This is a genomic window from Lyngbya sp. CCY1209, assembly GCF_055795065.1.
Map to the genome: position 1 here is coordinate 1 of NZ_JAYFER010000262.1, position 25,632 is coordinate 25,632.

Here is a 25,632-nt window from a genome sequence, read left to right on the forward strand (position 1 = left end):
ACATTATACTCCGACGACCGCCGATCAAAATATCATCGTCTTTGCCGCCAAAGAGTTGATTGTCGGTTCCCGCCGAAGCATCGAGGCGATCGTCTCCTATTCCTCCTAACAATTGTTCGTTGCCGGTGGCGAGTAACACGTCATTTCCCTCTAAACCGTAGATGAGAAGATCGCCATCTCCACTACTGCCATCCATCGTATCGTCGTATGGAGTTCCCAGTTGTTGGCCGGCTGCAATATCTTTGATGCTAATATTGAGACCCGGAGCGACTGCGAGATTGTTGTGAGGCAGAAGGGATGTTTCGACAGATACAGAGTCACTGAAGTCGAGTGAAATCATGTTGGTCCGATAGATGCAGTTTGAATTAATGGATGTCAATTTAATGTCCGAATATCGACATCCAAGACGGAAAAGAAACGATTCTAAAAAAATGGAAAATTAAATTTCCCAAAAAATACCAATTTAAAATTTTTTTGGACCCCGACATTAAGAATTGCACCATCCCGATCCGAAATCAATCTATTTTCTGTAAAATTTATCTGAAAATTATAAAGCTCATGTAAAGATCGAGGGATCAATTAACAATTGACGTCCAGATCGGCAAGCCCGAATGCTTTACCTGGACGGGCTTTGAGCGGATCGAAAGTCTTGAATGGCCAATTTTAAAATTGACCAAATCCCCAATGACCCATCTCGAAAAAAACGGTTGATGAGATATTAGGCATCATATATACTTGATGTTATATTATGAATTGATACACTTTGGAGCCGTTCTGGCTGGTATTGCGGGGAGGTACGGCGATCGCCACCGAACCGTACTTGTATTGAGCAATGGACAATGGGCAATCGGTAGGGTTGGTTTGAGATCCCAAAAACGGGGTTGACCGCAGGACAACCCCATAGGAATCGACTTCAAAAGTCCTTTTCACCCATCTAGATTTTGCCGGACTTCGGCAAAAAACGGCCGATCGCCCCCAAAAATCAACGTCCTTTCCGCCGGCGCCCTTCCGCATCGGCGGTACACAGGGCCGCCAGAACCGCTTCCGGGGTGATCTCGCAGGGTTCGTTGTAAATGGTTTCGCCCTGTCCGCAGGCCCGTTCCGCCGCCGACAGCAGGCGATCGCGACTCACCCCTTCGAGTCCGATATCCGCCAAAGTGGTGGGGAGTCCCACCGACTCGCAGAAGCTGAACACGCGATCGATTTCCTCGCTGGGGCGATCGGTCAAAATCAACATAGCCAGCACTCCAAAAGCCACCTTTTCGCCGTGCCAGAATTTCTTCGTTTCTTCCAAAGCGGTAAACCCGTTGTGGATGGCGTGAGCCGCCGCGAGTCCCCCACTTTCAAACCCGAGTCCACTCAGCAACGTATTGGCTTCGATCACCCGTTCCAACGCCGGAGTCACGGCCTGTTGTTCGCAGGCAATTTTCGCATACACCCCGTATTCGAGCAAGGTTTCATAACACAAATGGGCCAGACTAAACGCCGTCATCGGACCCATGCGGCCGGTCATATTTTTTGCCCGTTTGATCTGGCAATCTTCCGCCTCGAACCAAGTCGCCAGGGCATCCCCCATTCCGGCGACCAAAAACCGCACCGGAGCTTCGGCAATAATATGGGTATCTACCAAAACCAAATCGGGATTTCGCGGCAGTATTAAATAGCGCTCCCAAACCCCTTCGGGGGTGTAAATGACCGCCAGGGCGCTGCACGGGGCGTCCGTGGAGGCGATGGTAGGGACGATCGCGACGGGAAGCCGCAAATGGTGGGCGGTGGCTTTGGCGGTGTCGATGGTTTTTCCGCCCCCGATGCCGACGATCAAATCGACCTGTTGACTTTGGCCCAGAGACACCATGCGATCGATTTCGCGATCGCAACATTCCCCCCCGAACCGTTCCAGATAAACCTCAATTGTCCCCCGGGTATACTCTTCGACAAGGGGTTGCATTTTCGGAAAAATAACCGGACCCATCATCACCAGGGCTTTTCGCCCCAAACGGCTCAACTCTTCCCCCAGGAAGCGGATGGCGTGGTTGCCTTGGACGTATCGGGCGGGAAAAATGGCGGTGGTAATCATCATGTTCTCCTCGTTCCCAACGAACGGTAAAATTCGGGTCAAAATGAAGAATAATCAACCACTGCAAACGGAGAGCAACGGGGAGATACAATTGACAGCCTTGCTCCGCCGCGAACTGTCCCCGATGCCCGTCGCTCTGTCTGTTGTCAAACGCTTTCAACTCGAACCCAGACCCCAAACAATTGATGATAAAATTGGCAAATATCATCTCAGTTTTCTACCAACGGAATCCCTGAATTTTGCGGATTCAGACTATAATTATAGTGAAGATTTTAAACCATCGCTTTCCCCAGGTCAATCCTTCATTACAAAAGTTTGCGATCGCACACAGATTTTAACAGACAAAACCGGCTGTCAGTTCCATGATTTGACCCCGGTTAACCCTCCCTGCGGGGGGAACCCTCAATTGTCGCCTCTGACCATCAATCGCACATTTTTCATAGCCAAAATAACACCTGCCATCACCACCCCCAAAACTCCGATCCACAGCGCGGAAGCGACCGGATGTCGCGGGAAAGTCGCCACTTGATAAAACATCACCGCCACCCAATAGGCCAGACCGGTCGTCCACCCGGTGGCGAATAGGGTCCAACCCAAATTCGTCTCTCGGTAAACGGCCGCAGTGGCGGACACGCAGGGAAAGTAAAGCAAGACGAACAGCAAATAAGCGAAAGCCCCCGCCCGACCGTCAAACCGCCTCACCATCTCCCCAAAAGTGCCGACCGCCACTTCCTGTTCCGACGCGGCGAACTCCAATTCTTCTACAGGACCGACATTGAGTCCCAGGGGGTTCAACAACGCCCCCGGCACTTCCGCCAAATTTCCGGGGATGGTGGCGAAGGCGCTGCCCAGACCCCCCCAGAAGTCGAACCCGATTTCAAACGGGCCGTACCCGGAAGCCGTCGCCGTCGATTTTTCCCCGGCCATCTGAGTGTAAATATTGTCCAGAGTGGCGACCATCACTTCTTTGGCAAAAATGCCGGTGAAGATGCCCACGGTGGCGGGCCAGTTTTCCTGCCGGATGCCCATCGGCGCGAAGACGGGGGCGACCGCCTCCGCCGTCGCGCTCAAAACCGACGCTTTGCTGTCCTGGTTGCCGAAGGAGCCGTCGGTGCCGAGGGAATTTAACAAACCCAATATCATCACCATCAAGACGATCGCTTTTCCCGCCCGCAATAAAAACGCTTTCAGCCGATCCCAGGTTCGCAACAACACCCCTTTCAATTGGGGGAGGTGGTAGGGCGGCAGTTCCATAATTAAAGATGACGACTTTCCTCGCAGCAAGGTGTTTTTCAAGACCAAACCGCTGAAGATCGCCGCGGCGATGCCGATGAGATACAAACCGAAGACCACGTTCTGACCGGCCGCCGGAAAAAAGGCGGCGGCAAAGAGGGCGTAAACCGGCAGTCGCGCTCCGCAGGACATGAACGGGTTCATGACGATCGTCATGATGCGATCGCGGGGATTTTCTAACGTCCGGGTTGCGATGATGGCGGGCACGTTGCAGCCAAAACCCAACAACATCGGCACGAAGGATTTTCCCGGCAACCCCACAAACCGCATCAACCGATCCATGACGAAAGCCGCCCGCGCCATGTAACCGGAGTCTTCCAAAAACGACAGAAACAAAAACATGAACCCGATCACCGGGATGAAGGTGGCGACGGTTCGGATGCCACCGCCGGCACCGTCTGCCAGCAAGGCGATCGCCCACCCCGGCAGGCCGAGACGTTCCAGAAATGCAGCCAAACTATCGACAAAAATCGTGTCCGCCGCGATGTCGAAAAAGTCGATAAACGCGCCGCCGATGTTGATGGTAAAGAGGAACACCAGATACATCACCGCCAGAAAAATCGGAATCCCCAACCACCGGTTCAACACGACTGAATCGATGTTGTCCGAAATGTCGGACGCGACTTCCCGGGTGCGATCGGCCGCGCCGAGAAGCAGTTGCCGGATGAAGCTGTAGCGATTGTCTGCGATAATGATGTCGATATCTTCCCGCAAAGTTTCGCGGATTTTTCGCCGCTCTCTTACGACTCGTTTTTCCAACTCGGTGGTCGGAAACTTGGGCAGGGCATCGTCTCGATATTCGAGCAGTTTGACCGCCGTCCAGCGGGGATCGACGTCGGCATCGCAACGGTATTCGATGACCCAGGGGATTAACCGGGCGATCGCCTCTTCGACAACGGCGGGGTAAACGACATAACATTTGGGCACCGGCGGGCGGTCGAGGGCCAGGGCGATCGCCCGCCGCAGCTCCGCCGTCCCCACATCTTGCACCGCCACCGCCTGCAAAACCGGGCATCCCAGGCGTTGCGAGAGCAGTTCGGGATTGATTTGCAGGCCCCTCAATTCGGCCCGGTCCATCATGTTGAGAACGGCGATCGCGGGCCGTCCCATTTCTAGCAGTTGGGTGGTCAGATAGAAATTCCGTTCCAGGTTGGAAGCGTCGATAATGTTGACGATCAAATCCGCTTCCCCCGAGAGCAGATAATCCCGCGCCAGTTTTTCGTCCAGGCCGGTTTCCGAGTCTTCGGCATCCAGGGAATAGACTCCCGGGAGGTCGATCACCGCTATTTTTTGACTCTCAAAGTTGTAGTAGCCTTGTTTGCGATCGACCGTCACCCCCGGCCAGTTGCCGGTCGTCTGGTGAGAGCCCGTCAGGTTATTGAAAACCGTGGTTTTGCCACAGTTGGGATTGCCGATGAGGGCGATGGTTTGATGTTTCATTTTCCGTTTTTATTTCGACTGTCATCTGAAGGGGTTGAAGTGATATTTTCCAATGCCGACCGCCGACCTAAGAGGTATCGGCGATCGCCCTTTCGGAAGCGCAAATGACGCGATCGCGGCCTTCGTGTTTGGCCCGATACAACGCCACATCGGCGGCTTCCACGATGGCCTCCCGCGTCAGACCGTGTTCCGGGAACGCCGCCACCCCGATGGAAAAACTGACGACCCCCAAAGACTGACCCCGATGCTGAATGTTGAGATGCTTCACCCCCTCCCGAATTTGTTCCGCGCGAGAACAACAGGCCTCTAAAGGCGTCTCCGGCAGAATCAATTTCGACCCTTCCGGACAACTCAAATGCAGTAAACCGATCGTCTCTCCCTGGGCCATCATCGGGATGCAGCAATGTTTTGGGGGATAGGGAGGATTGACATTTTTACAAAGGGCCCTGCAGCGATCGTTTGCCACCCCATAGGGCTGACCCAGCCGCAGGGCCATGCAGTCATCGGGGGGGAAAAGTTTTTGGATGGAACTTCCCTCCCCCCAACTCGACATCTCTTCGAGAAAGTTTTTCGATTCGCTGATGGCAAATACCCCCCTCGAGATGGGGAAATAACTGCTCCATATACAGGGAAACGATCGCGTAAGCTTGTTCCCGGGTGTAGCAAGCCTGGAGGCGATCGCTCATTTCGTTGAGCCGGCGAATCTCTTTTAGAGTCCGTTGCAGTTGCGAGTTGATCTGTTGCAGTCGTTCGTTGCTTTCTTGAAGTTCTCCGGTGCATCGTTTCTTCCAGCGCACTATCGAGGTTGTCCGAATATTCGTGGAGCAAATTTTGGAGCTTTTCTCTCTCCCACTGCCAAAGGACGGTACCCGCAAAAATTGACAGGCAGATGCCACCGACGGCCACTATTTTTGTCGAAGAATTTCGATAGGCTGCAAATTTTGGGCGGTGTAAAAAATAACGGTTTGGCATGGGTGGGTATTGGCGGTATCGATCAATGATCGGCTATAAAAATAGCATTTTTTGGATGTTAACCAAACAGCGGTCAATGTTGACTTTCCCCGAAGGGCGAAAACGGCAGTTGAGATGCCCCGAATATTGATCCTCAGTTTCCCTTTATTATTCATCATTTATTTTTTCGAGATCTAGGCTGGAAATAATAAATTCTTCTGCCACTTTGGGAGTCATGGGTTTGCCGAATAGAAAACCTTGTCCGCATTCGCAGTCTAACTGCTGAAGTTTCTGTAACTGGGCGGTTGTTTCTATGCCTTCTGCGACCAGCTCCAAACCCAAATTATGACCCAAAGCGACGATGGCTTTCACGATTTCCTCAGTGGGTTTTTCCAGGCCGAGCAGTCGAACGAAAGAGCGGTCAAGTTTTAAAATATCTACGGGAAGGAAGTGCAAATAATTTAAGCAAGAATAACCCGTGCCAAAATCATCGATGCTCAATTTTATCCCCCTTTTTTTGAGTCGGTGCAAAATAGCGATCGCTCCCTCTCCATCCAGAAAACTACTCTCCGTAATTTCCAGATGCAAACACCTCGCATCTACCCCGGTTTCCCAGAGAATGCGATCGATTTTTTCCGGCAAGTCCGCCTGCAAAAATTGTTGTGCAGAAAAATTGACCGCTGAAATGGTTTATCAGATGTTTTTTGACGACCTCCAATTTTCAAAAATTTAAGCCACGGCTACCCCGATCGAATTCGGTTTTTTTTCTCTGTAAACTTGTCGGATGGGGAGGTTGATTTTAAACTCAGTTCCCCGGCCTACTTCCGACCGACAGCGAATCGTGCCGCCGTGTCCTTCGACCACAATTTTGTAGGCGATCGACATTCCCAAACCCGTGCCTTTGCCCACGGGTTTTGTCGTAAAAAATGGGTCGAAAATTTTCTGTTGAATCTCGGCGGGAATCCCCGGACCGTTATCCGCAATCGTCACCGTTACAGCCGGGGGACTGTCGGAGGCGGAACCCAAAGATGTCTTGATAACAATCCGACTGGGATCGGCTTTTTTCTCCTCGGGGGAGCGTTTTTTGTCGTGGCTTTCTATGGCATCTATTGCGTTGGCAACGATATTCATAAAAACCTGATTCAGTTGGCCGGCATTGCATTCAACCGAGGGTAACTCCCCGTATTCTTTGACAAGTTGAATGCCACAACTACCCGATTTGGCTTGAAAACGATTGTTTAAAATTAACAAGGTACTCTCGATTCCTTCGTGCAAGTTGACCGCCTGCATTTCAGCCCGATCCAGACGAGAAAAATTTCGCATCGAGAGGACGATTCGGGAGATGCGATCGACTCCGACTTGCATCGAATTTAATATTTTTGGCAAATCTTCAACCAGGAAATCCAAATCGATTTCCGAACTAAATTCCTCGACTTCCGGGCGGGGATTGGGATAATTTTTTTGATAAATTTTGATCAGGTTTAACAGATCTTGAATGTATTCTTTCGTACAGGAAATATTGCCGGAAATAAAGTTGACTGGATTGTTGATTTCGTGGGCGATACCCGCCACCATTTGACCGAGGCTCGACATTTTTTCGCTGTGAACCAGCATCCCCTGAGTTTCCTGCAATTCTTCTAGGGCTTTTTGCAGTTGTCGGGCTTTGATCGTCCGTTCTTCCGCCAATTCTTCCACCTGTTGAGTGTAGCGCCCCGACGCCAGCAGATAGGTAGCCAGCAGACTCGTTAAAATTAAACCGCCGAGGAACGTTCCCCAGCTTTGCCAATATTTGTAAGGGGCCAGATATGCCGGCGTTGGCAGTAATAAGAAAAACCACTGCTGATCGCCGCCCACCGATAGCGTCCGCTTGCAAGGTTTCCCCGTCGTCTGAGTTTGTCTGAGTTGGCGAAAAACCCGACCGGTCGAAGAACTCGAAGCAACGCCGAATTCCGGACAAAGCCATCCCCTTCCGGAAAGTTTGGGCGGGTCGAGGCGATCGACAATTAGCCTGTGGGTGTTAAATTCGTAAAACGCCAGGGGTTGAAATTTACCATCCGCGCGCTCTCGGTAGATGTAAATATTGAGATCCTCTAGCACTTGCCCCGGTAAAGTCGCCTCCAGCAGTTCTCCCACCGAGACATTACCCCCGCTAAAATCCGGGTTGCGATCGATTTGTTCTTGTAGGGCGCTTCTCAAGTTCTCCGTTCTTTCTTGCAACTCGATGGCGAGGGTTTCTCGTTCTCGCTGCCACACCGCGATCGCCGCTATGGCAGACAGACACAGACCTAAAGCGATCGCCACCTTGGCCGGCGTATTCCCGGAAGCCTTTTTCTCGGGGCTTTTGGAGACAGATCGCCAAAAACTGTCTCTCTTCTCGGACTCTTTTTTCATTTGTTGCTCAGGGTTATTAGAAATAATTGTCAATTATAGCACCCCGATTCAGGCAATTTCACGACTTTAGAATCTTTATTATCAGGAGATTTGAGAATCTTTGCTAGAGAATTTTAGAATTTTTATCAGAATTGTCCGCCGTCGATCACAATCGGCGCGACGCCAACAACATCTGGGAATTATTATCAATACGATAGCACCCCAACTCGGCCGATTTTATGGATTTTAGAATCTTTTCAGAATTATCCACTCTCGATCGAGGTCGGCAGGGCGCAAACGCAACAAATGGTTTCCGATCGCCATATCGTTTTTAACAAGGCCCGCCAAAATCTAAAATTTCCCAACCCTAATTCTTCCGCATTCCCTTCGAGGCGATCGCCAAAATCAAACCCGTCAGTATGGAAAGCTCAAAATGGGTGTAGGCCGTCGCCACGGTCAAAGAGAGGAGCGCGATCGCACCGACGAGCAAAACTTCAGTCCGCTTCGACATGGGGAACCCCAGATACACCGAACCCCTGAATTATAATAGTGATTTGGCAAGAATTAGGGTGTGGGGTGTAGGGTGTAGGGTGTAGGGTGTAGGGAAAATCCGTAGGGGCAACCGTCCCCGGTTGCCGTTCCCAATGTCCCCGGTTGCCGGTTCCGACATCCCCATTCCCCATCCCCCATTCCCCATCCCCTATTCCCCATTCCCGATTACCCATTCCCTACCACCCCCCCAATTCATCGTTAATACCCAATTGCAGATGACCACGACCCCCCGCAATTACCACATCACCACCTTCGGCTGTCAGATGAACAAAGCCGACTCCGAACGCATGGCCGGCATTTTGGACGAAATGGGGCTCACCTTCGTCGAAGATCCCAACGACGCCGATATCGTCCTGTACAATACCTGTACCATCCGCGACAATGCCGAACAGAAAGTCTATTCCTACCTGGGACGGCAGGCGAAACGCAAGCAGGAGAATCCCAATTTAATTTTGGCGATCGCCGGCTGCGTCGCCCAGCAGGAGGGAGATAGCCTGATGCGGCGGGTTCCGGAACTGGATCTGGTCATGGGGCCCCAACACGCCAACCGCCTGCGGGACCTGTTAGAACAGGTGCTCGACGGGTCCCAGGTCGTCGCCACCGAACCCATCCACATTGTCGAAGACATCACCAAACCCCGCCGGGACAGCGACGTTACGGCCTGGGTTAACGTGATTTACGGTTGCAACGAACGCTGCACCTACTGCGTCGTCCCCGGCGTGCGGGGAGTCGAACAGTCCCGCACCCCCGAAGCCATCCGGGCGGAAATGGAGGAGTTGGGGCGACAGGGTTACAAAGAAGTGACACTGCTGGGGCAGAATATCGACGCCTACGGGCGAGATCTGCCCGGTTCCACCCCGGACGGGCGCCACAAACACACCCTGACGGATTTGCTGTACTACGTCCACGACGTGCCGGGAATCGATCGCATCCGGTTCGCCACCAGCCACCCCCGCTATTTTACAGAACGGTTAATTCGGGCCTGTGCGGAACTGCCCAAGGTGTGCGAACATTTCCACATCCCGTTTCAGTCCGGGGATAATGATATTTTAAAAGCGATGGCACGCGGCTACACCCACGAAAAATATCGCCGGATTATCGATACCATCCGCAAGTATATTCCCGACGCAGCGATCAGTGGGGACGCGATCGCGGGTTTTCCGGGGGAGACGGAAGAACAGTTTCAAAATACCCTAAAATTAGTCGAAGATATCGGGTTCGACCAGTTGAACACCGCCGCCTATTCTCCCCGTCCGGGAACCCCGGCGGCGGTGTGGGAAAATCAGCTTTCCGAGGAGGTGAAAGCCGATCGCCTGCAACGGTTGAATCGGTTAGTGGCGGTGAAAGCGGCGGAGCGATCGCGGCGGTATTGCGATCGCGTCGAAGAAGTGCTCGTCGAGGGGCACAATCCCAAAGATCCGACCCAGGTGATGGGGCGAACCCGGGGCAATCGCCTCACCTTTTTTAAAGGGGATTTGGCGGAACTCAAGGGGCGGCTGGTGAAGGTGAAGATCACCGAAGTGCGGGCATTTAGCCTCACCGGAGAACCCGTCGAATTGTACGCCAATGTATGAGTAACCCAACCTTGAAAAAACTCGGTTTGCTGGCAGTTTTGGGAATCGTGGGCATCGGTGCGATCGCCTGCGATAACTTCCCCCGGACTCAAGCGGAACCGGTCCGAAATGATGATGTCCCCGTCGCCCCCGCCGGTTCCCCGCCGGAGATCGAGGAACGGATTTCCCTGCCGCAACCCGACGAGAATCGGCCCCTGCGGCCGCCGGAGAGCGATCGACCCCTGCCGCAACCGGGAGAAGGCGGCGACTTTTCGCGATCGTCCCATAACACTTGGGAAGTCGTCGATCCCGACCCCAACGGCTTGAACTGTCGGATGGCAGAGGGGATCGAGAACTACGACGAACTCATCACCCGGGATATGACCGATCGAAATTTCAGCTTCGATATCGGCAACTGGCCGGTGGTGGGAACCCTGGAACGGGGAGAAGATTTTCAGATCGAACTCGGACCGGCCGGCTTCGGAGTCGTTTACGATACCGAAGATCGGCCCTGGATTTATGTCGATCGCACCGACGAGGCGGGGGCGCCGAGGAACTGTTTCGTCCGGGCGAACAGCCGTTTTGTCCAACCCATCCCCACTCCCGGCGGTTCTTTGGGCGATCGGCCCCGCCCCCGTCCCATGCCTGCCGCCCCCCAGACGACCCTCCCCCAACCCCTGGAAAACGGCAATTTTGGGCGATCGCCCCATACCACTTGGGAGTCCGTCGATCCGGACCCCGACGGCCTCAACTGTCGCATGGCGGACATCAGCGAGGAAGAACTCAACACCCGCAACGTTTCCCTCGACATCCGCAACTGGCCGGTGGTGGCGACTCTGGAACGGGGGCAAGATTTCCAAACCATTCCGGGTCCAGCCGGGTTGGGCCTCGTTTTTGATACGCAGCAACAGCCCTGGCTGTATGTCAAAACGACCGATAAAAATGGGGAAGCGACGACCTGTTTCGTGCGGGCGAACAGCAGTTTTGTCCGGCCGATCGCGCCCAATTCGATGGAGTAAAATTGCCGGGTGAAAGTTGTCGATTTAGATCCGGTTCCGTTGCTGTCCGCCGATGAAATAATCCGCCAATTGGCGGATTATATGGCACGGTTAGATCGGGTGAGCGATCGCACTTTAATTATCTGCGAAGACGTGACCCGATCCACCCCCATCGCCCAATTTTTCCCGCGATTCCTGCAATTTTTGCAATCCCAATCCCGCCAAATTTCGGTCGTCTTCGCCCTGGGCACCCACCGCCCCATGACCCGGACTGAAATGCTGGATAAATTGGGATTGTCGGAGTCGGAAGCGGGGGCGATCGGGCTTTTCAATCATAATGCCTTTGACGACAGCCAATTAATTGAAATCGGCGAAATAGACGGCGTTTCGGTGAAGCTGAATCGGGCGTTAGCCGGGGCGGATCTGGTGATTTCGATGGGCAGCGTCTTTCCCCATCGGGTGGTCGGATTTTCCGGCGGTGCAAAATATCTCTGTCCGGGAATTGCCAACACAGCGATTATCGACTACACCCACTGGAAAAGTAATCTGTTTCCCGGCGAGGAAATTATCGCAAAAGTCGCCAACCCGATCCGGGAGATATTGCATCGGGTGGGCGCTTTGGCGATGCAAAAATTTCCGGCAACTTTCGTTTCGGTTAATTTCGTCACCCTCCCCGCCGGAATTGTGGGTTTATTCGCGGGGGATTTATTCTCATCTTACCACAAAGCGTCAGAATTGAGTGCGAAATTTTTCTTAAAATCAGTGGAACCCTGCGAGAATTTGTTGGCGATCGTCGATGATAAAAGCGCCGATTTTTGGCAGGCGGCAAAGGCGGTTTATAATTGTGGTGCGATCGTCAAAGATGGCGGGACACTGGTGGTGCGGGGGAAGTTGAAAGAGGGAATTTCTTCAACCCACGGCGAGATGATCGAAACCTTCGGTTATGCCATTCCAGAAAAAATAAAATCCTGGGTGGATTCCGGCCAGTTAAATAACCCCCTCGTCGCCAGCCACATGATCCGTGTCGGCCAGCATTTGCAGCGAATTAAAGTGATTTTATCAGCCGAAGGCATTAGTTGTAAAACCTGCGATCGCGTCCACCTCGGATATCGCGATCCGGCTACCATCAAAGAATCAGAATTCGACTGTATCGTTCATCACGCCACCGACTTAATTTTGAGGGAATAGGGAATAGGGAATAGGGAATTTTAGATTTTAGATTTTAGATTTTAGATTCTCTCAATTCCGAGTTGTAGGGGCAGTGCCTCCGTGCCTGCCTACCCCAAATTCAACCTCCGCTTCCCCCGCCTCCTCCGCCTCCTCCGCTTAAGGTGCGAATAACCACAGCCAGACGGGTAAAGTGAGCAATAAACCCACCGAACCAAAAGCGACGGTGGCGACGGATAAATCGCGATCGAGGCCGTAGGCGGTGGCGTAAATTACCGTCGCGATGGACGGCGGCATTCCCATCTGTAAAACGATCGCCAACCGCGGCCAACCCGTCACCCCGAAAAACATCAAACCCGTCCCCACCACCAAAGGAACCACCACCATTTTAATCGCCAGACAAATCGACGCCCGCCCGAATTCCCGCACGACGCCCAGGTAGCTGAGTTGAAAACCGATCATGATAATCGACAACGTGACGACACCCCAGGCGGACAGCTTCAAACTCCGTTCGGCGAGGTCCGGGAGGGGGACATTTCGGAATAGAAAACCGAAGCCGAAACTCCACAGCGCCGGATTGCCTAAAATCACTGGTAAGATACCTTTTCGGGGTTGATTTGTGGAATTATTTCCGAAATAAGAGGCGATCGCGTAACCGATGCCGTGCAGTCCGGGGCTGGTGGCGAGGGTGTTGTAAAGAACCGCCCACAGGAAATATTCCGGCCCGATCAGGGAGAGCACCACTGGAAAGCCGAGATAGGAGGTATTTCCCACCATCATCGCCAACAAAAAACTGCCCTGCGTCGGCCGATCCCAGGCGGTTTCAAAGGTGGGTTGATCCGGGGCATCTTCGGGGGCGTCAATGCCCGAAGCGATCGCTTTGGTGCGTTCGTCACTGATTTCCAATTCGATCCAGAGGCGGGCGAAGATCGCCCCCACCAACATGGCGATCCACCCGGCGATCGGCGCCACCCAAATGTATCCCGAGATCTTCGCACCCCGCATGAAGGCGATGATGCCCACCGGGACGCCGACCCAGTAGAGAAATTGACCCAGATATTTGGAGGTTTTTGGGGGGAGTTTGCGCCCCAGGAGGAATCCGACCAAAGCCCATCCGATCAGGTTTAAGTATAACCTAAGAATGGGATTTTCTAGAAGAGTGAGCATCGTGCTGAATAGGAGTTAAAATTAAGCTCAATGTAACGTTCCCCACTTGACAATGAGAACAGTTTTGGTCACGGGTGCGGCGGGGCGGATCGGGCGATCGCTCCGCCAAATTTTAGCCCGTCACTATCACTTCCGCTGCTTGGATCTTAAACCCATTTCCGAGGTGGAGGACGCGATCGCGGCGGACGTGACGGATTTCGATGCGGTATTTCGGGCGATGGCGGGGGTGGATGCCGTCATTCACCTGGCGGGAAATCCCGATCCGAAACAGCCCTGGGAGGACGTTTACGGCAGTTCGATCGCCGGGACTTACACCGTTTTTGAAGCGGCGAGGCGGGCGGGAGTCGGCAAAATTATTTACGCCAGCAGCAACCACGTTTCCGGATGGCGGGAGGTGGCGGGGGAGGAACGGATCACCCCGGAGATGCCCGTCCGCCCCGATTCCCTGTACGGGGTGGGGAAAGTGTTCGGCGAGGCGTTGGGACGGTTTTACGCCGACAAATACGGGATGTCCGTGATTTGCCTGCGGATCGGTTCGTTTTTGGACCGTCCCGAGGGCAAGCGCACCCTCAAAACCTGGTGCAGCCCCCGGGATCTGGCGCAACTGGTGCAAAAATGCCTCGATCGCGATCGGTTGGGCTTCCAAATTTTTTACGGTGTCTCGGACAATCCCGGTCGAATTTGGGCGATCGAAAATGCCCGGACATCGGTTGACTATCGACCCCGGGATAATGCGGAATCGGAACGCCATCATATCAATTGAGTCAACGGTAACGCGATCGGCAATTTAATCTATTGTATGTCGCGTCAAAACGTGATAACAGTAACTCAAGGGGATCATATCGCCCGCCCAATCTCGGCGATCGCCGGGACTCTTTTGAGGAAATAAGGTTCAACGAGGTTCGTCCATTCGGGTATCTGAGATCGGATCGCCACCGGTTTTTTGACCCTCTGGTCTCTCAATTTCAATCCCCCATATTTACCCCATCCATTATTCGATGCTCAAAAAATTTTTTCACACCGTTTCGACCGGATTTAAAGACGAAAACTTTATGGAATTAATCCACTGGATCGAGAACTTCGTATCCAAAGTTTTATCCCTGGCATTGATCGCCGTAATCTTGGTGTCTCTGATCGATTTGGTGCGGGTTTTGTCGGTGGATTTGCTCCACTCGGAACCCGTCGGATTTTTCAATACGACCCTGATCGATATTTTTGGATTATTTCTCAATATTTTAATCGCATTGGAATTGTTAGAAAATGTCACCGCCTATTTAAAAAAGCACATCGTCCAAGTCGAGTTGGTCGTGGTGACGGCTTTAATTGCCGTGTCCAGAAAAATTATAATTTTCGACCCTAATAAATATGCAAAAATCGATCTGATCGCCCTGGCGGGTGCGAGCCTTGCCTTGGCGATCAGCTACTGGCTGATCAAGACCATGAACGAAGAACTGGCCCGCAAGCAGAAAAAAGAGGAACTGGCCCTCAGGCAGAAAAAAGCGGAGTTAGCCCGCAGGAAAAAACAACAGGAAGCCTCCCAATCCTCTGTCGCCCAAACGGAGCGATCGCGAGACTCGTCGATCGAATGAAAGCCACAGCCGGACGACGAGCGATCGCCCCGTCTCTCTCCGGAGATAGAAATTCGCACCCGCTCCCCCCGCCGATAGATAAGCCCGGTCGCCCGCCCTCCCTACAATGTCGTTGTTATCAAACAGTTATCAAATGACGTGGAGGAACCCCCCATGAGCGGCCTACCCGGAAAAGCTGCCTCCTTTTGGATCGCTTCGACCCCAGAAACCAATTATCCCGCCCTCACCCGAGATCTCTCCGTTGATGTCGCCATCGTCGGGGCGGGTCTGGTGGGCATCACCGCCGCCAAACTGCTCAAACAGGCCGGCAAAACCGTCGCCGTCTTGGAGTCCGATCGCATCTCCCGCGGCACATCCGGCCACACCACCGCCAAACTCACCTCCCAACACCATCTCATCTACGCCGACCTGATCGAAAAAATCGGCGCGGACGGCGCGGGCCTCTACGGAGAATCCAACCAAGCCGCGGTCGAACAGGTAGCCTCCTTCGTCGCCGCAGAAAATATCGACTGCGATTTTGAACGCAAAAACGCCCACGTCTACGCCACCACGGCCGGCGATCGCGAAAAAATCGAGGCGGAAGTGGAAGCGGCCCTCAAACTGGGGCTACCCGCCTCCTTCGTGACGGAAGCCAACCTCCCCTTCCCCATCACCGGCGCCGTCCGATTTGACAATCAGGCCCAATTCCACCCCCGCAAATACATCCTGCACCTGGCGAAAACCGTCCACGGGGATGGCAGCGTCATCTGCGAAAATACCCGGGTCATGACCGTCGAAGAAGAACAGCCCTGCCGCGTGATCACCAAAAACGGCCCCACCGTCACCGCGACCGATGTCATCGTCGCCACCAATCTGCCGATCCTCGACCAGGGCCTCTATTTCGCCAAATCCTACCCCAAACGGTCCTACCTGATCGGCGCCCGCATCGACGCGGACAAAGATCCCGGCGGGATGTTCATCGGGGCGGGCGAGATCACCAAATCCATCCGCACCACCCCCCACCCCGATGGCGGTCTGTTGCTGTTGGTCGGCGGCGGGGGACACAAGGTCGGGGAAGCCTCCGACACCGACGACCGCTACCGGCGCCTGGACGAATTCGTGCGAAGCCAGTTCGGCGTCCCCACCGAATACCGCTGGTCCACCCAGGACATGGTGTCCTTCGATCGCCTCCCCTACATCGGCCGGCTGACCCCCGCCAACAACCACATCTACGTGGCTACGGCTTTCAGCCTCTGGGGCATGAGCAAATCCACCCTCTCGGCGATGATCCTCTCCGACCTGATTTTGGGGGTCAAAAATCCCTGGGCCGACCTTTACGACTCCCTGCGCCCCACCCCCTTCGTCAGCCAAGAATCCGTCAAAGAGAATTTGGACGTGGGGATGCGCTGGTTCGGCGATCGTCTCAAAGGCCTGTTCAAATCCCCCGACGATCTCTCCCCCGGCAACGCCGAATTGATGACCGTCAACGGCAACAAGATCGCCGCCTACTGCGACGAAGCCGGACACCTGCACCAAGTCTCCGCCGTCTGCCCCCACCTCGCCTGCATCGTCGCCTGGAACCCCGCCGAGAAGAGTTGGGACTGCCCCTGCCACGGTTCCCGCTTCGACATTGACGGCCAACTGCTGCGGGGACCGGCGGTCAAAGATTTACACCGGGAAAATTAATAATTAACAATTAATAATTATTAATTCCCGATTCCCGACTCCCGACTCCCGACTCCCTAATTGCCAAAATCTCGGGGGCCCGTGTAACCGCTGAGGTCGGCCAACTCTTGCAGCGAGATGACGCCGGAATACATTTGGCCGTCGATTTCCCACGTCGGATAGGCCCGAACTCCTTTTGACCGACACAGGTCTGGCTGCGGATCTTGACCCGCCGCGTCGCATTCGACGTAGGGGATAGCCGCGGCGGCTTGGCGTCCGAACAATTCTTTTTGGGTTTTGCAGGCGGCGCACCAGAACGCCCCGTACATGACGGCATCCACGTCGGTCAGGTGTTCGGCGAGGGCGATATTGGAGGGGTTGGAGGTCGTGGAGATGTTGTAACTTCCCTGGCCTCCTTCTCCGAGGGAGGGGTTGTTAATGGGGGCGTAAACGGCCAGGGTGCCAATGATCGTCGCCATCGCCACGATGAGGCCGATAAAAACCAGTTGTCCGACGTCGTCCCAGTCGCGGCCGACGAGGGTTAGCACCAGCAAACTCAGCGCGGCGATCGCGGAGGCGATACAGTAGACGCACAGCGACTGAATTTCAAAAGCCATGATATACATCAGATAGCCGCTGAAGATCGCCATCGACGCCGACCCGACGAACATCAGCAGCCAGGTCCAGTGTTCCAGCTTCGTCCGCAACCCTTTCTGGGTTTCCGCATTGACGAACAGCGGCGCCACCGCCATGACGATCATGTAAACGTAAGCCAAAAAGCCGAACAGGGCCAGCGGCAGGCCGAACACTTCCGCATAGGGGCTCTCCAACACCTTGTCGCAGCCCTCCACGGGACAGGCGGCGGTTCCCCCGGCCAGTTTCGTCGCCGCCAGGTAGGCGGTGATCGCGGCGCCGAAGGCTCCGATCCCGGCGATGATGAAGCGGGATTTTTGCTGAATCCAGGGGGTCGAACGTTGGCGAATCATCGATGATTGTCTCCTGTCGGTCGGGATGTTAATAATACGCTTCGGTGAAGGGCGGTGATATCCGGGTTCACCAAAATATAGCAATTTTCCATGGGATTGAGATTCATCCGGCTCGGAGAGTGTGCGGAATGTGAAATGTTTCTCCCCGCCGAATTTCTACAGGGGTTCCCCGGCTTCTTTTTTCCATTTCCCACGTCCGATTTTCTCAAAACATCGGTTCGGTCTTATCGTCCGCGATCGCGGCGGCTGTACCAGCGATCCGAATTGCCCAGATCCAGATAGGGGTCGGGATCTTCGGCGACCCATCCCAGATCCGAATTGTAGCGAATTTCAAAGTGCAGGTGGGGGCGATCGCCGTCCGGTCTGCCACTCTGTCCGACGGCCCCCAAACGCTGGCCCGAAGCCAAACGCTGGCCGGCCCGGACGCTCATCTCCGAAAGGTGGGCGTAGCGAGTTTGTTTGCCCTGGGCGTGGTTGACCACCACCACGTTGCCGTAGCCCTCCCGGAATCCGGCGAAGGCCACCACCCCCTCGACCACGGACAAAACCGGCGTGCCCACCGCCGCGGCCAGGTCGATGCCCCCGTGGAAGACGACCTCCCCCGTGCCGGGGTGCAACTGCCACCCGTAGCGAAATGCCACCGTCGCCGGGATCGGCAGCGGGGAACCGGACCTGACGGCGGGGGCGGGTGGCGCGGTGCCCCCGGGAGTCCAGTTCACCCCCGGGACGAACACCACGGCGGGGTTGCGATCGCAGCCGTTCACCTCAAAAATGACGTCGGCCCGCGCCCCGTGAGTGCGGGCGATCTCCTGCCAGGTCTGCCCGGGCCGCACCTCGACGCGAATTCCGTTGTAGGGGGGGACGACAATTTCTTCTCCGGCTGGGGCTTCACCGCCCCGCAGGCTGGGGTTCATGCCCATCAGCGTCGCCGGGATCAGGTCGTATTGTCGGGCGATACTTTCGAGGGTTTCCCCCGGGGCGATGCGATGGCGGCGGAGGCGGGAGAGTACCGGGACGGGGCAGACTGCCTCGGCTTCCCGGAAAAAGAGATCTGCCGTCGCCGGGGGGGCAATCGCCAAACCGGACAGACTCGATATCGCAGTCCATATCCAAACCGGCCAGTAGCGTGAGAGCGAAAGCAGTCGGAAGATCATAATTGATAATTGATCATTGATAATTGATAATTGATAATTGTCAATTTTTCCCGACACCCCGACTCCGGGCGGATCTCATGGGATTGAAAATTGCCGGACCGGCAGAATTGACGGGGAGCGTGTCAAATCAGTGGGCGCGGGGGAATCGGGACTCCCGGAGAATCGCCCCCACATCATATCAAATTCTTCCGGTCGGATGCCGTCGCCCCGCCGGGATCGCTTTCGGCTACGGGCTTTCAGCTTTCAGCCGACCGCCCGCGACGGCGAAAATTCCAGCCTTCTGCCTCCCCCGAACCGATGGAAATTTGACGAGAGGTTGAAGATTTTGGGATTAGAGGGGATATTAGTAAATAGAGAATGGCTTGATATCAAGCTCATTGCGTCCTCGCGACTCCGGACGCGACTCCCAATTTCTGCGAGAGAGTCGAGTTTCGAGAATCGGCGCGGGGAATCGGTGTGAAGCCCTCGGCTCAATTCAATCTCCATCGGAACAGCGATCGCCGTTCGGTTTGGGATCGTGGCTTTCTCCACAACGATTTCCCCCGGCGGTCAATTCCCGACGACTCCGGTGGATGTTTTAGTAGAGACGACCGATCGGGTCGGAACGTAGAGATGGACTTATCTTTCAAACAGTTGACTGTATATTTGGCTTTACTTTCCATCGGGGGCGGTACGGGGTGGCTCGGCTCTCGTCATTTGCACGGCAATTATCCGGCATCCAATTCTCCGGCCGTTCCGGTTGTCCGGCCCGTTGCGCCCCAGACGCAACTTCCGATGCCGGAAAGTCGGGTCGTCGATCGCAGCAGCCCCAATTTCATTGCCGAAGCGGTGGAGCGGGTGGGGCCGTCGGTGATCCGCATCGACGCGGCCCGCAGAGTGGCCAAAAACGTGCCGGATGCCTTCAACAATCCCCTGTTCAAGCGGTTTTTCGGCGATCGCGTTCCCCCCGAACACGAACGGCTGCAGCGGGGGACCGGTTCGGGGTTCATCATCAGCTCCGACGGCCGTCTGATTACGAATGCCCACGTCGTGGATGGGGCGGACGTGGTGCGGGTGACGCTCAAGGACGGCCAGGTGTTCGAGGGCCGGGTCAAGGGGGTGGACGATCTCACCGACATCGCGGTCGTCCAAATTGAGGCGCGGGACCTGCCCACGGCGCCCATCGGCACCTCCGACCGCATCGTTGCCGGCCAGTGGGCGATCGCCATCGGCAACCCCCTCGGCTTGGATAATACCGTCACCGTCGGCATCATCAGCGCCACGGGGCGATCGAGTTCCCAGGTCGGCATCCCCGATAAGCGGGTGCGCTTCATCCAGACGGACGCGGCCATCAATCCGGGCAACTCCGGCGGACCCCTGTTGAACGATCGCGGCCAGGTGATCGGTGTCAACACCGCCATCCGGGCGAATGCCCAGGGGTTGGGATTTGCCATTCCCATCGAAACGGCCCTGCGGATCGCTGACCAGCTATTTGAAAAAGGAAAAGCGGATCACCCTTACCTCGGCGTCAAAATGGTGGAACTCAACGCCACCCTCAAAGAGGAGATGAGCCAGCAACTCGATCTGAAGTTGACGGAAAATCGGGGGGTGCTGGTGGTGCGGGTCGTGGAAGACTCCCCCGCCGCGATCGCGGGTATCGTCAAGGGCGATATCATCCAGAAGGTCGGGGGCATCGCCGTCAACACCCCGACTCAAGTTCAAGAACAGATGGAACTGATCGCGGTCGGTGAAGAGTTGGACGTGGAGATCAACCGCCTCGGCAAAGTTCAAACCCTGAAAGTGAAGGCGGCGACCTTTCCGGCATCAGCCCTATCGGCGATCGACTGACGGCGGCTTAGAAGTCGGAGGAACCGGAGTGGGAGCGGGGGGATGCGGTTCCCGAAATGTTTTCTTCCAGGTGCATCCGCTGTTCCATCTGCCGCAGGAAGTAACCCGTCATCATCGCCGAAGCCAGCAACCCCGCCAGATTTTCCCGGTTTGTGGTGATTTGCACGTCAAAGTCATCCGAAGGCAAGACCCCCACCAACCCCTGGACATTTCTCGAAATAATTTCTTTGATCTCCGGACTCGCAGATTGAGCGACGTGAGCCAAGACATCTGGGTGCTGGTGTTGTAGGTAGCTCAAAAGCGGGTTCTCGGAGGTTTCCTGGTCATTGGACGGAATGAAGTCGGAATTAAAAACCATGAGGTGACTCTGAGTGTCTGGTCTGATGTATTTCCAGTTTAATCGATCGCGCCCGATGGTGAGGGATCGTCTGCCGAATTGGGCCGCAATTGTAGCGAAAGTTGCTGGGGGAGTTGATCGACTTGAAAATATTGGTGGAATTTTTTGCTCACCTGTAGCCAATAGGACCGTCCCTCGGGAGACCGTCGCTTGGTGACGAATCCCAAATGCACCAGTTCCTGGACGTGCTGGTAGGCCCCGGACCCGCGCAACTCCACCAAATCCGTTTGGGTGATGCCTCCATTTAAGGCGATCGCGGCCAGGGTTCGCAGCGCCCCCACCCCCAATTCCGGCGGGACCAAAGTGTGGATCAGGCCGGCGTAGGCCTCCCGCAGTTGCAGGCTGTAGCCCTGGCGGGTTTCGGTGATTTCCAGGGCGCTGTCCCGGTGAGCGTAGTCGGACATGAGTTGGATCAGGGCGTCCTCCGCCGCGGCGCGATCGCACTCCGCCAACTGCACGATCTCCGAAAGGGACAGGGCTTGACCTTTCAGATACAGGATGGCTTCAATTTTGGCGGGCAGGCTGACGGACATGGCGCGATCGGCTAGGGGGCGGGCATGGTAGATTCTAGCGCAATTCCTTTCGCGATCGGGTGTAGGGTGTCGGGTGTGGGGAATAGGGAGTCGGGAGTCGGGAGTCGGGAATCGGAAATTTTAGATTGTAGGGGCCCCTGGCTTGCGCCCTAATTTTAGATTGTAGGGGCTCTGCCTCCGTGCCTGTCCACCCCCAATTCAACCTCCGCTTACCTCCGCTTACCTCCGCTTACCTCCGCTTACCTCCGCTTACCTCCGCTTACCTCCGCTTACCGAAGCTTGACCGTTGCCCCCCACTCCCCCCAGGTGGCGCGATATGTCAGAATAATACGGTTGGATCGGGCGGGGTATCGGTGAAATTTGCTCAATTACCAGACCGACCCGAAGTATCTTAACCCCCTCAGAGCTTGCTGTTGGGAAACCGCCTTTAACAAAATAAAACTTGACCAATCAAGATGATTGAACGTTATACTTTGCCCGAAATGGGCGACCTCTGGACGGACACTTACAAATTGAAAACCTGGCTGCGGGTGGAAATTGCAGCCTGCGAAGCCCAGGCGGAACTGGGCTACATTCCGATGGAAGCCGTGGAAGAAATCAAAGCCAAGGCCAATTTTGACCCCGATCGCGTCCTGGAAATTGAAGCCGAAGTGCGCCACGATGTCATCGCCTTCCTGACCAACGTGAATGAATATGTGGGAGACGCGGGACGCTACATCCACCTCGGACTCACCAGTTCGGACGTTTTGGATACCGCCCTGGCCCTGCAACTGGTCGCCAGCACCGATTTACTCCTCGAACAGGTGGAAAGTCTGGCCCAGGCGATCCGCTACCAGGCGCAGCAGCACCGAAACACCGTCATGATCGGACGATCGCACGGCATCCACGCCGAACCGATCACCTTCGGTTTCAAACTCGCCGGGTGGCTGGCGGAAGTCTGCCGCAACCGGGAACGCCTCGTCCACCTCCGCCAACAGATCGCCGTGGGTAAAATTTCCGGCGCCGTCGGCACCTACGCCAACGTCGATCCGAGGGTGGAAGCGATCGCCTGCCAGAAGTTGGAATTGCAACCCGACACCGCATCTACCCAGGTCATTTCCCGCGATCGCCACGCGGAATATGTCCAAACCCTGGCGCTGTTGGCCGCCTCCATCGAACGGTTCGCCGTCGAGATCCGCAACTTGCAGCGGACGGACGTGTTGGAAGTCGAAGAATATTTCGCCCGGGGCCAAAAGGGATCGTCGGCCATGCCCCACAAGCGCAACCCGATCCGCAGCGAACGCCTGACGGGACTGGCGAGGGTCGTCCGGGGGCACGCGATCGCGGCGTTGGAAAATGTCGCCCTCTGGCACGAACGGGACATCTCCCACAGTTCCGTTGAACGGATGATTTTACCGGACGCCTCCATCGTCACCCATTTCATGTTGGTGGAAATCACCAATTTGGTGAAAAATCTCCTGGTTTATCCCGAAAACATGAAGCGGAACATGAACCTCTATGGTGGCGTCGTTTTCAGCCAGCGGGTCTTACTCACCTTGGTTGAAAAAGGCATGAATCGCGAAGAGGCTTACCGCGTCGTCCAATCCTGCGCCCACCAGGCTTGGAATACAACCGACGGAGATTTTCACGGGTTAATCACCCAAGATCAGACCGTCAAAAATTATCTGTCACCGGAAGAAATCGAAGCCTGTTTCGACCCGCAACATCATCTCAAACACTTGGATGAAATTTATCAGCGGTTGAATATCTGAGAATTGGGGTGTCGGGTGTCGGTCTGGAAACCGGGTTTCTATCTCCAGCGTGGGTTTGAATTCGAGGCACCATCAGAAACCCGGTTTCTCCGCAACCTCCCCCGATTTTTGCCTCTTCTCCGCCATCTTAACTTGAGAATTGGTATTCTAAAATGTTCCCCAGAATTGGCATTTTCATCGGTTCGGTTTTTCTGGCTTTTTTCTCGTCGATTTTCCTCCCTCATTCGACTCCAGAATTGGATAGCATTTCCCAATCGATCGCGGCGGCGGAAGTGGCGCAGAAACCCCCCGGTCTCGTCGAAAGTTATAACCGCGTTTCAAATGCGGATCGATTGGTCGATATCGAGTCGGTCAATCCCAATATTCGCCTCGACATCCGCTATGCAACATCCAATAATTTTTTGGGGCGATCGCTCTACTCCGTCCCCCGATGTCTGCTGAGGGCCGATGTCGCTGATCGCCTTTCCAGAGTTCAGGACGACCTGGAAAATATGGGGTTGGGATTGATGGTTTACGACTGCTACCGGCCCTGGTCCGTGACCCGTCAAATGTGGGAAATCTTGCCCGATTCCCGCTATGTTGCTAATCCCTCCCGGGGCTCGCGGCACAACCGCGGCGCGGCGGTGGATCTGACGTTGGTGGATCTGAGAACGGGGGAACCGTTGGAAATGCCGACGGATTTTGACGACTTTACCGAACAAGCCGCCCGGGATTATTGGGGCAACGAACCACAAGTCCGCCGCAACAGCGACCTGCTGGAATATAAGATGAAAAAACAGGGGTTTGTTTCTTTAATTACGGAGTGGTGGCATTTCGATGCCGAAGATTGGCAGCGGTACGATTTGCTCGATATCGGATTGGATGAAATTCCTTAGTTTTGGATTTTTTTAAAATAAAAATTTTGGAATTTATAGCGCTGCGCGCGGTCCTCGAGAATCGGTATTAGGGAATCGGTACAACTCAAAGTCCCTTTGAATCGAAGTTTTGAAGTTTTCGAGGTTCCCCCAATGTGTTAACAGGCCGGGAATGATCAATCTCTCTACGACCGACTCCCTTTTATCGGTTTTGTAACTATACGAGCGCGCACTGCTATAAATTTAATTTTTCGCCCTCTTTCAAAGGGAAAGTTGCTGGGGTAAATCCTACTCTAATATTACCAGAAAATCGTATTCAAAGCCTCTGAAATTGGAGTCGAGTTGGAAGGTGTAGGTTCCGGAGGTGGGGAGTTGTCCGCTCCATTTTTGCTGTCCTCCAACCGTTGCCCGGTCTTCGCCGAGAAGTTGTCCGTCGGGGGTGATAATGCGGGGGAAAACGGAGGTTTCGCTTTCGACGGTGAGGGTCTGTCCGGCTTCGGCTGACCGAGTGTAGCTGTGGCTGCCGCCGCCAATAATTTCACCGGTGACCCGGGCGGAATTTCCGCCGGGAAAAAATTGGATCGATTGGACGACGTTGGGGCAACTGCTGCGGGTACGGTTTTTGGCGACCCACCCCGGAACCGGATCGCTGATTTGCAGCCAGCCATTTTGCTCGTCCACGACGGAGACGAAGGTTCCGTTGGGGAGTTGGCCGACGATGTTGCCGTCCTGAACTTGGGGGGCCGATCGCACGTTGAGGGGGGGATCGGGATCTTCGACCACGGCCATGCTGATCTCACATCCACTGGTGGGGGGTTTGACGACCATCGGCCCGACGTCGGGAGTGGCGGAGACGTCGGCCGGGGCGGCGGGAACCGGGGATTCGGTGGCGGGGGGGTTGTCGGGTTCCCCGGGCGATCGCAGTTGGACGGCGATGGCGGCAACGACAACCGCCGTCACCAGTCCGGCGACACCGGCGACGATCAATTGTTGGGGTCGAAAGGACATGAAACCGGCCTCAGTTGGTTCCCAACAATAGTATGGCAGTTGTCGGGTGTGGGTCTTAAAGCGATCGGCTTTCAGGTCTGGGCCGCCAGCAGCTCTTCCCACCACCGGAGTTGTGAAAATTGGGTGATGTCCCGACTATTCCGGCGGTCGATATAACGCCAAAAAAAGGCAATTGAAAGCTCTTTTGGTATTTTTGAGATCGTCGGTGCGATTCGTTCGGGAGTGAAATAGGACTGAAATGCCCGAAATAGCCTCCCGGTAAGGCTTTCACCCCCTCGGGTGAATATAAGGGGCGCACCCCTGACCAGCCTTATAACTGTC

Annotated in this window: 22 protein-coding genes and 1 pseudogene; 9 read left to right on the top strand and 14 right to left on the bottom strand. The window is 55.0% G+C overall.

What is annotated here, in order from left to right; genetic code table 11:
- The 8 genes and pseudogenes from AC0QHF_RS07435 to AC0QHF_RS07470 form a co-directional block, all read right to left on the bottom strand.
- Positions 1–196, bottom strand: a pseudogene (locus AC0QHF_RS07435) (calcium-binding protein); the annotation flags it as partial.
- A 786-nt stretch (positions 197–982) separates the two neighbouring features.
- Positions 983–2,080 (bottom strand): glycerol dehydrogenase, encoded by a 1,098-nt coding sequence (locus AC0QHF_RS07440; RefSeq protein WP_324703566.1) that lies wholly within the window; start codon positions 2,078–2,080, stop codon positions 983–985.
- A gap of 399 nt (positions 2,081–2,479) precedes the next feature.
- Positions 2,480–4,810 carry a Fe(2+) transporter permease subunit FeoB gene (feoB, locus tag AC0QHF_RS07445; protein WP_324703567.1) on the bottom strand — a complete coding sequence of 777 codons (2,331 nt, stop codon included), beginning with the start codon at positions 4,808–4,810 and terminating at the stop codon, positions 2,480–2,482.
- 67 nt (positions 4,811–4,877) lie between these two features.
- Entirely contained in the window at positions 4,878–5,201 is a 324-nt protein-coding gene (locus AC0QHF_RS07450) for a GGDEF domain-containing protein (RefSeq protein WP_324703568.1), read from the bottom strand.
- 109 nt (positions 5,202–5,310) lie between these two features.
- A complete protein-coding gene (locus tag AC0QHF_RS07455) occupies positions 5,311–5,607 on the bottom strand; it encodes a hypothetical protein (RefSeq protein WP_324703569.1) in 297 nt (98 codons plus the stop codon).
- A 322-nt stretch (positions 5,608–5,929) separates the two neighbouring features.
- On the bottom strand, positions 5,930–6,448 hold the full coding sequence (locus tag AC0QHF_RS07460) for an EAL domain-containing protein (protein ID WP_324703587.1): 519 nt from the start codon (positions 6,446–6,448) through the stop codon (positions 5,930–5,932).
- 42 nt (positions 6,449–6,490) lie between these two features.
- Positions 6,491–8,152: an ATP-binding protein gene (locus AC0QHF_RS07465; RefSeq protein ID WP_324703570.1), complete on the bottom strand. Its 1,662-nt coding sequence runs from the start codon at positions 8,150–8,152 to the stop codon at positions 6,491–6,493.
- Between the two features lie 346 nt (positions 8,153–8,498).
- Complete coding sequence (locus AC0QHF_RS07470) at positions 8,499–8,642, bottom strand: hypothetical protein (protein ID WP_324703571.1); 144 nt, start codon at positions 8,640–8,642, stop codon at positions 8,499–8,501.
- Positions 8,643–8,898: 256 nt separating this feature from the next.
- Here AC0QHF_RS07470 and miaB point away from each other — a divergent pair, with 256 nt between their 5' ends.
- From miaB to AC0QHF_RS07485, 3 genes are read left to right on the top strand one after another with little or no spacing between them, the layout of a single operon-like run.
- Entirely contained in the window at positions 8,899–10,257 is a 1,359-nt protein-coding gene (miaB, locus tag AC0QHF_RS07475) for a tRNA (N6-isopentenyl adenosine(37)-C2)-methylthiotransferase MiaB (RefSeq protein ID WP_324703572.1), read from the top strand.
- Positions 10,254–11,255: a hypothetical protein gene (locus AC0QHF_RS07480; RefSeq protein ID WP_324703573.1), complete on the top strand. Its 1,002-nt coding sequence runs from the start codon at positions 10,254–10,256 to the stop codon at positions 11,253–11,255. Before miaB ends, AC0QHF_RS07480 begins: the two co-directional genes overlap by 4 nt.
- Before the next feature lie 9 nt (positions 11,256–11,264).
- Positions 11,265–12,422, top strand: coding sequence for a lactate racemase domain-containing protein (locus AC0QHF_RS07485; RefSeq protein ID WP_324703574.1), 1,158 nt, complete (start codon positions 11,265–11,267; stop codon positions 12,420–12,422).
- Positions 12,423–12,560: 138 nt separating this feature from the next.
- On the opposite strand, the gene AC0QHF_RS07490 is transcribed toward AC0QHF_RS07485, so the two are convergent.
- Entirely contained in the window at positions 12,561–13,568 is a 1,008-nt protein-coding gene (locus AC0QHF_RS07490) for an AEC family transporter (protein ID WP_324703575.1), read from the bottom strand.
- A gap of 52 nt (positions 13,569–13,620) precedes the next feature.
- Between AC0QHF_RS07490 and AC0QHF_RS07495 the strand changes: the two genes are divergently transcribed.
- The 3 genes from AC0QHF_RS07495 (at position 13,621) to AC0QHF_RS07505 (ending at position 16,822) form a co-directional block, all read left to right on the top strand.
- Complete coding sequence (locus AC0QHF_RS07495; RefSeq protein WP_324703576.1) at positions 13,621–14,331, top strand: NAD-dependent epimerase/dehydratase family protein; 711 nt, start codon at positions 13,621–13,623, stop codon at positions 14,329–14,331.
- Positions 14,332–14,566: 235 nt separating this feature from the next.
- Entirely contained in the window at positions 14,567–15,157 is a 591-nt protein-coding gene (locus tag AC0QHF_RS07500; RefSeq protein WP_324703577.1) for a phosphate-starvation-inducible PsiE family protein, read from the top strand.
- 153 nt (positions 15,158–15,310) lie between these two features.
- Complete coding sequence (locus AC0QHF_RS07505) at positions 15,311–16,822, top strand: FAD-dependent oxidoreductase (protein ID WP_324703578.1); 1,512 nt, start codon at positions 15,311–15,313, stop codon at positions 16,820–16,822.
- 56 nt (positions 16,823–16,878) lie between these two features.
- On the opposite strand, the gene AC0QHF_RS07510 is transcribed toward AC0QHF_RS07505, so the two are convergent.
- The gene (locus AC0QHF_RS07510; protein ID WP_324703579.1) at positions 16,879–17,787 is read right to left on the bottom strand and encodes a vitamin K epoxide reductase family protein; all 909 of its coding nucleotides are present in this window, start codon (positions 17,785–17,787) and stop codon (positions 16,879–16,881) included.
- A 224-nt stretch (positions 17,788–18,011) separates the two neighbouring features.
- A complete protein-coding gene (locus AC0QHF_RS07515; protein WP_324703580.1) occupies positions 18,012–18,941 on the bottom strand; it encodes a M23 family metallopeptidase in 930 nt (309 codons plus the stop codon).
- Positions 18,942–19,553: 612 nt separating this feature from the next.
- Here AC0QHF_RS07515 and AC0QHF_RS07520 point away from each other — a divergent pair.
- Positions 19,554–20,768, top strand: coding sequence for an HhoA/HhoB/HtrA family serine endopeptidase (locus AC0QHF_RS07520; RefSeq protein ID WP_324703581.1), 1,215 nt, complete (start codon positions 19,554–19,556; stop codon positions 20,766–20,768).
- 7 nt (positions 20,769–20,775) lie between these two features.
- Here the strand turns inward: AC0QHF_RS07520 and AC0QHF_RS07525 are convergent, their stop codons facing one another.
- Positions 20,776–21,126 carry a DUF760 domain-containing protein gene (locus AC0QHF_RS07525; protein ID WP_324703582.1) on the bottom strand — a complete coding sequence of 117 codons (351 nt, stop codon included), beginning with the start codon at positions 21,124–21,126 and terminating at the stop codon, positions 20,776–20,778.
- A gap of 38 nt (positions 21,127–21,164) precedes the next feature.
- Positions 21,165–21,698 carry an SMC-Scp complex subunit ScpB gene (gene scpB / locus AC0QHF_RS07530; protein WP_324703583.1) on the bottom strand — a complete coding sequence of 178 codons (534 nt, stop codon included), beginning with the start codon at positions 21,696–21,698 and terminating at the stop codon, positions 21,165–21,167.
- Between the two features lie 455 nt (positions 21,699–22,153).
- On the opposite strand from scpB, the gene purB reads away from it, so the two are divergent.
- Both purB and AC0QHF_RS07540 read left to right on the top strand, forming a co-directional pair.
- Positions 22,154–23,449, top strand: a complete 1,296-nt coding sequence (purB, locus tag AC0QHF_RS07535) for an adenylosuccinate lyase (protein ID WP_324703584.1) — start codon at positions 22,154–22,156, stop codon at positions 23,447–23,449.
- Between the two features lie 152 nt (positions 23,450–23,601).
- Positions 23,602–24,324 (top strand): M15 family metallopeptidase, encoded by a 723-nt coding sequence (locus AC0QHF_RS07540; RefSeq protein ID WP_324703585.1) that lies wholly within the window; start codon positions 23,602–23,604, stop codon positions 24,322–24,324.
- A 267-nt stretch (positions 24,325–24,591) separates the two neighbouring features.
- Here AC0QHF_RS07540 and AC0QHF_RS07545 read toward each other — a convergent pair whose 3' ends face one another.
- Positions 24,592–25,311, bottom strand: a complete 720-nt coding sequence (locus AC0QHF_RS07545) for an SH3 domain-containing protein (RefSeq protein WP_324703586.1) — start codon at positions 25,309–25,311, stop codon at positions 24,592–24,594.
- Positions 25,312–25,632: the final 321 nt, after the last annotated feature.

Excerpts from the sequence above, each read along its gene's own strand:
- AC0QHF_RS07500 (WP_324703577.1), top strand. The coding sequence starts at position 14,567 with ATGCTCAAAAAATTTTTTCACACCGTTTCGACCGGATTTAAAGACGAA.
- AC0QHF_RS07490 (WP_324703575.1), bottom strand. The coding sequence starts at position 13,568 with ATGCTCACTCTTCTAGAAAATCCCATTCTTAGGTTATACTTAAACCTG.
- AC0QHF_RS07465 (WP_324703570.1), bottom strand. The coding sequence starts at position 8,152 with ATGAAAAAAGAGTCCGAGAAGAGAGACAGTTTTTGGCGATCTGTCTCC.
- AC0QHF_RS07470 (WP_324703571.1), bottom strand. The coding sequence starts at position 8,642 with ATGTCGAAGCGGACTGAAGTTTTGCTCGTCGGTGCGATCGCGCTCCTC.
- miaB (WP_324703572.1), top strand. The coding sequence starts at position 8,899 with ATGACCACGACCCCCCGCAATTACCACATCACCACCTTCGGCTGTCAG.
- AC0QHF_RS07540 (WP_324703585.1), top strand. The coding sequence starts at position 23,602 with ATGTTCCCCAGAATTGGCATTTTCATCGGTTCGGTTTTTCTGGCTTTT.
- scpB (WP_324703583.1), bottom strand. The coding sequence starts at position 21,698 with ATGTCCGTCAGCCTGCCCGCCAAAATTGAAGCCATCCTGTATCTGAAA.
- purB (WP_324703584.1), top strand. The coding sequence starts at position 22,154 with ATGATTGAACGTTATACTTTGCCCGAAATGGGCGACCTCTGGACGGAC.
- AC0QHF_RS07480 (WP_324703573.1), top strand. The coding sequence starts at position 10,254 with ATGAGTAACCCAACCTTGAAAAAACTCGGTTTGCTGGCAGTTTTGGGA.
- AC0QHF_RS07450 (WP_324703568.1), bottom strand. The coding sequence starts at position 5,201 with ATGATGGCCCAGGGAGAGACGATCGGTTTACTGCATTTGAGTTGTCCG.
- AC0QHF_RS07525 (WP_324703582.1), bottom strand. The coding sequence starts at position 21,126 with ATGGTTTTTAATTCCGACTTCATTCCGTCCAATGACCAGGAAACCTCC.
- AC0QHF_RS07545 (WP_324703586.1), bottom strand. The coding sequence starts at position 25,311 with ATGTCCTTTCGACCCCAACAATTGATCGTCGCCGGTGTCGCCGGACTG.
- AC0QHF_RS07505 (WP_324703578.1), top strand. The coding sequence starts at position 15,311 with ATGAGCGGCCTACCCGGAAAAGCTGCCTCCTTTTGGATCGCTTCGACC.
- AC0QHF_RS07440 (WP_324703566.1), bottom strand. The coding sequence starts at position 2,080 with ATGATGATTACCACCGCCATTTTTCCCGCCCGATACGTCCAAGGCAAC.
- AC0QHF_RS07515 (WP_324703580.1), bottom strand. The coding sequence starts at position 18,941 with ATGATCTTCCGACTGCTTTCGCTCTCACGCTACTGGCCGGTTTGGATA.
- AC0QHF_RS07495 (WP_324703576.1), top strand. The coding sequence starts at position 13,621 with ATGAGAACAGTTTTGGTCACGGGTGCGGCGGGGCGGATCGGGCGATCG.
- AC0QHF_RS07510 (WP_324703579.1), bottom strand. The coding sequence starts at position 17,787 with ATGATTCGCCAACGTTCGACCCCCTGGATTCAGCAAAAATCCCGCTTC.
- feoB (WP_324703567.1), bottom strand. The coding sequence starts at position 4,810 with ATGAAACATCAAACCATCGCCCTCATCGGCAATCCCAACTGTGGCAAA.
- AC0QHF_RS07520 (WP_324703581.1), top strand. The coding sequence starts at position 19,554 with ATGGACTTATCTTTCAAACAGTTGACTGTATATTTGGCTTTACTTTCC.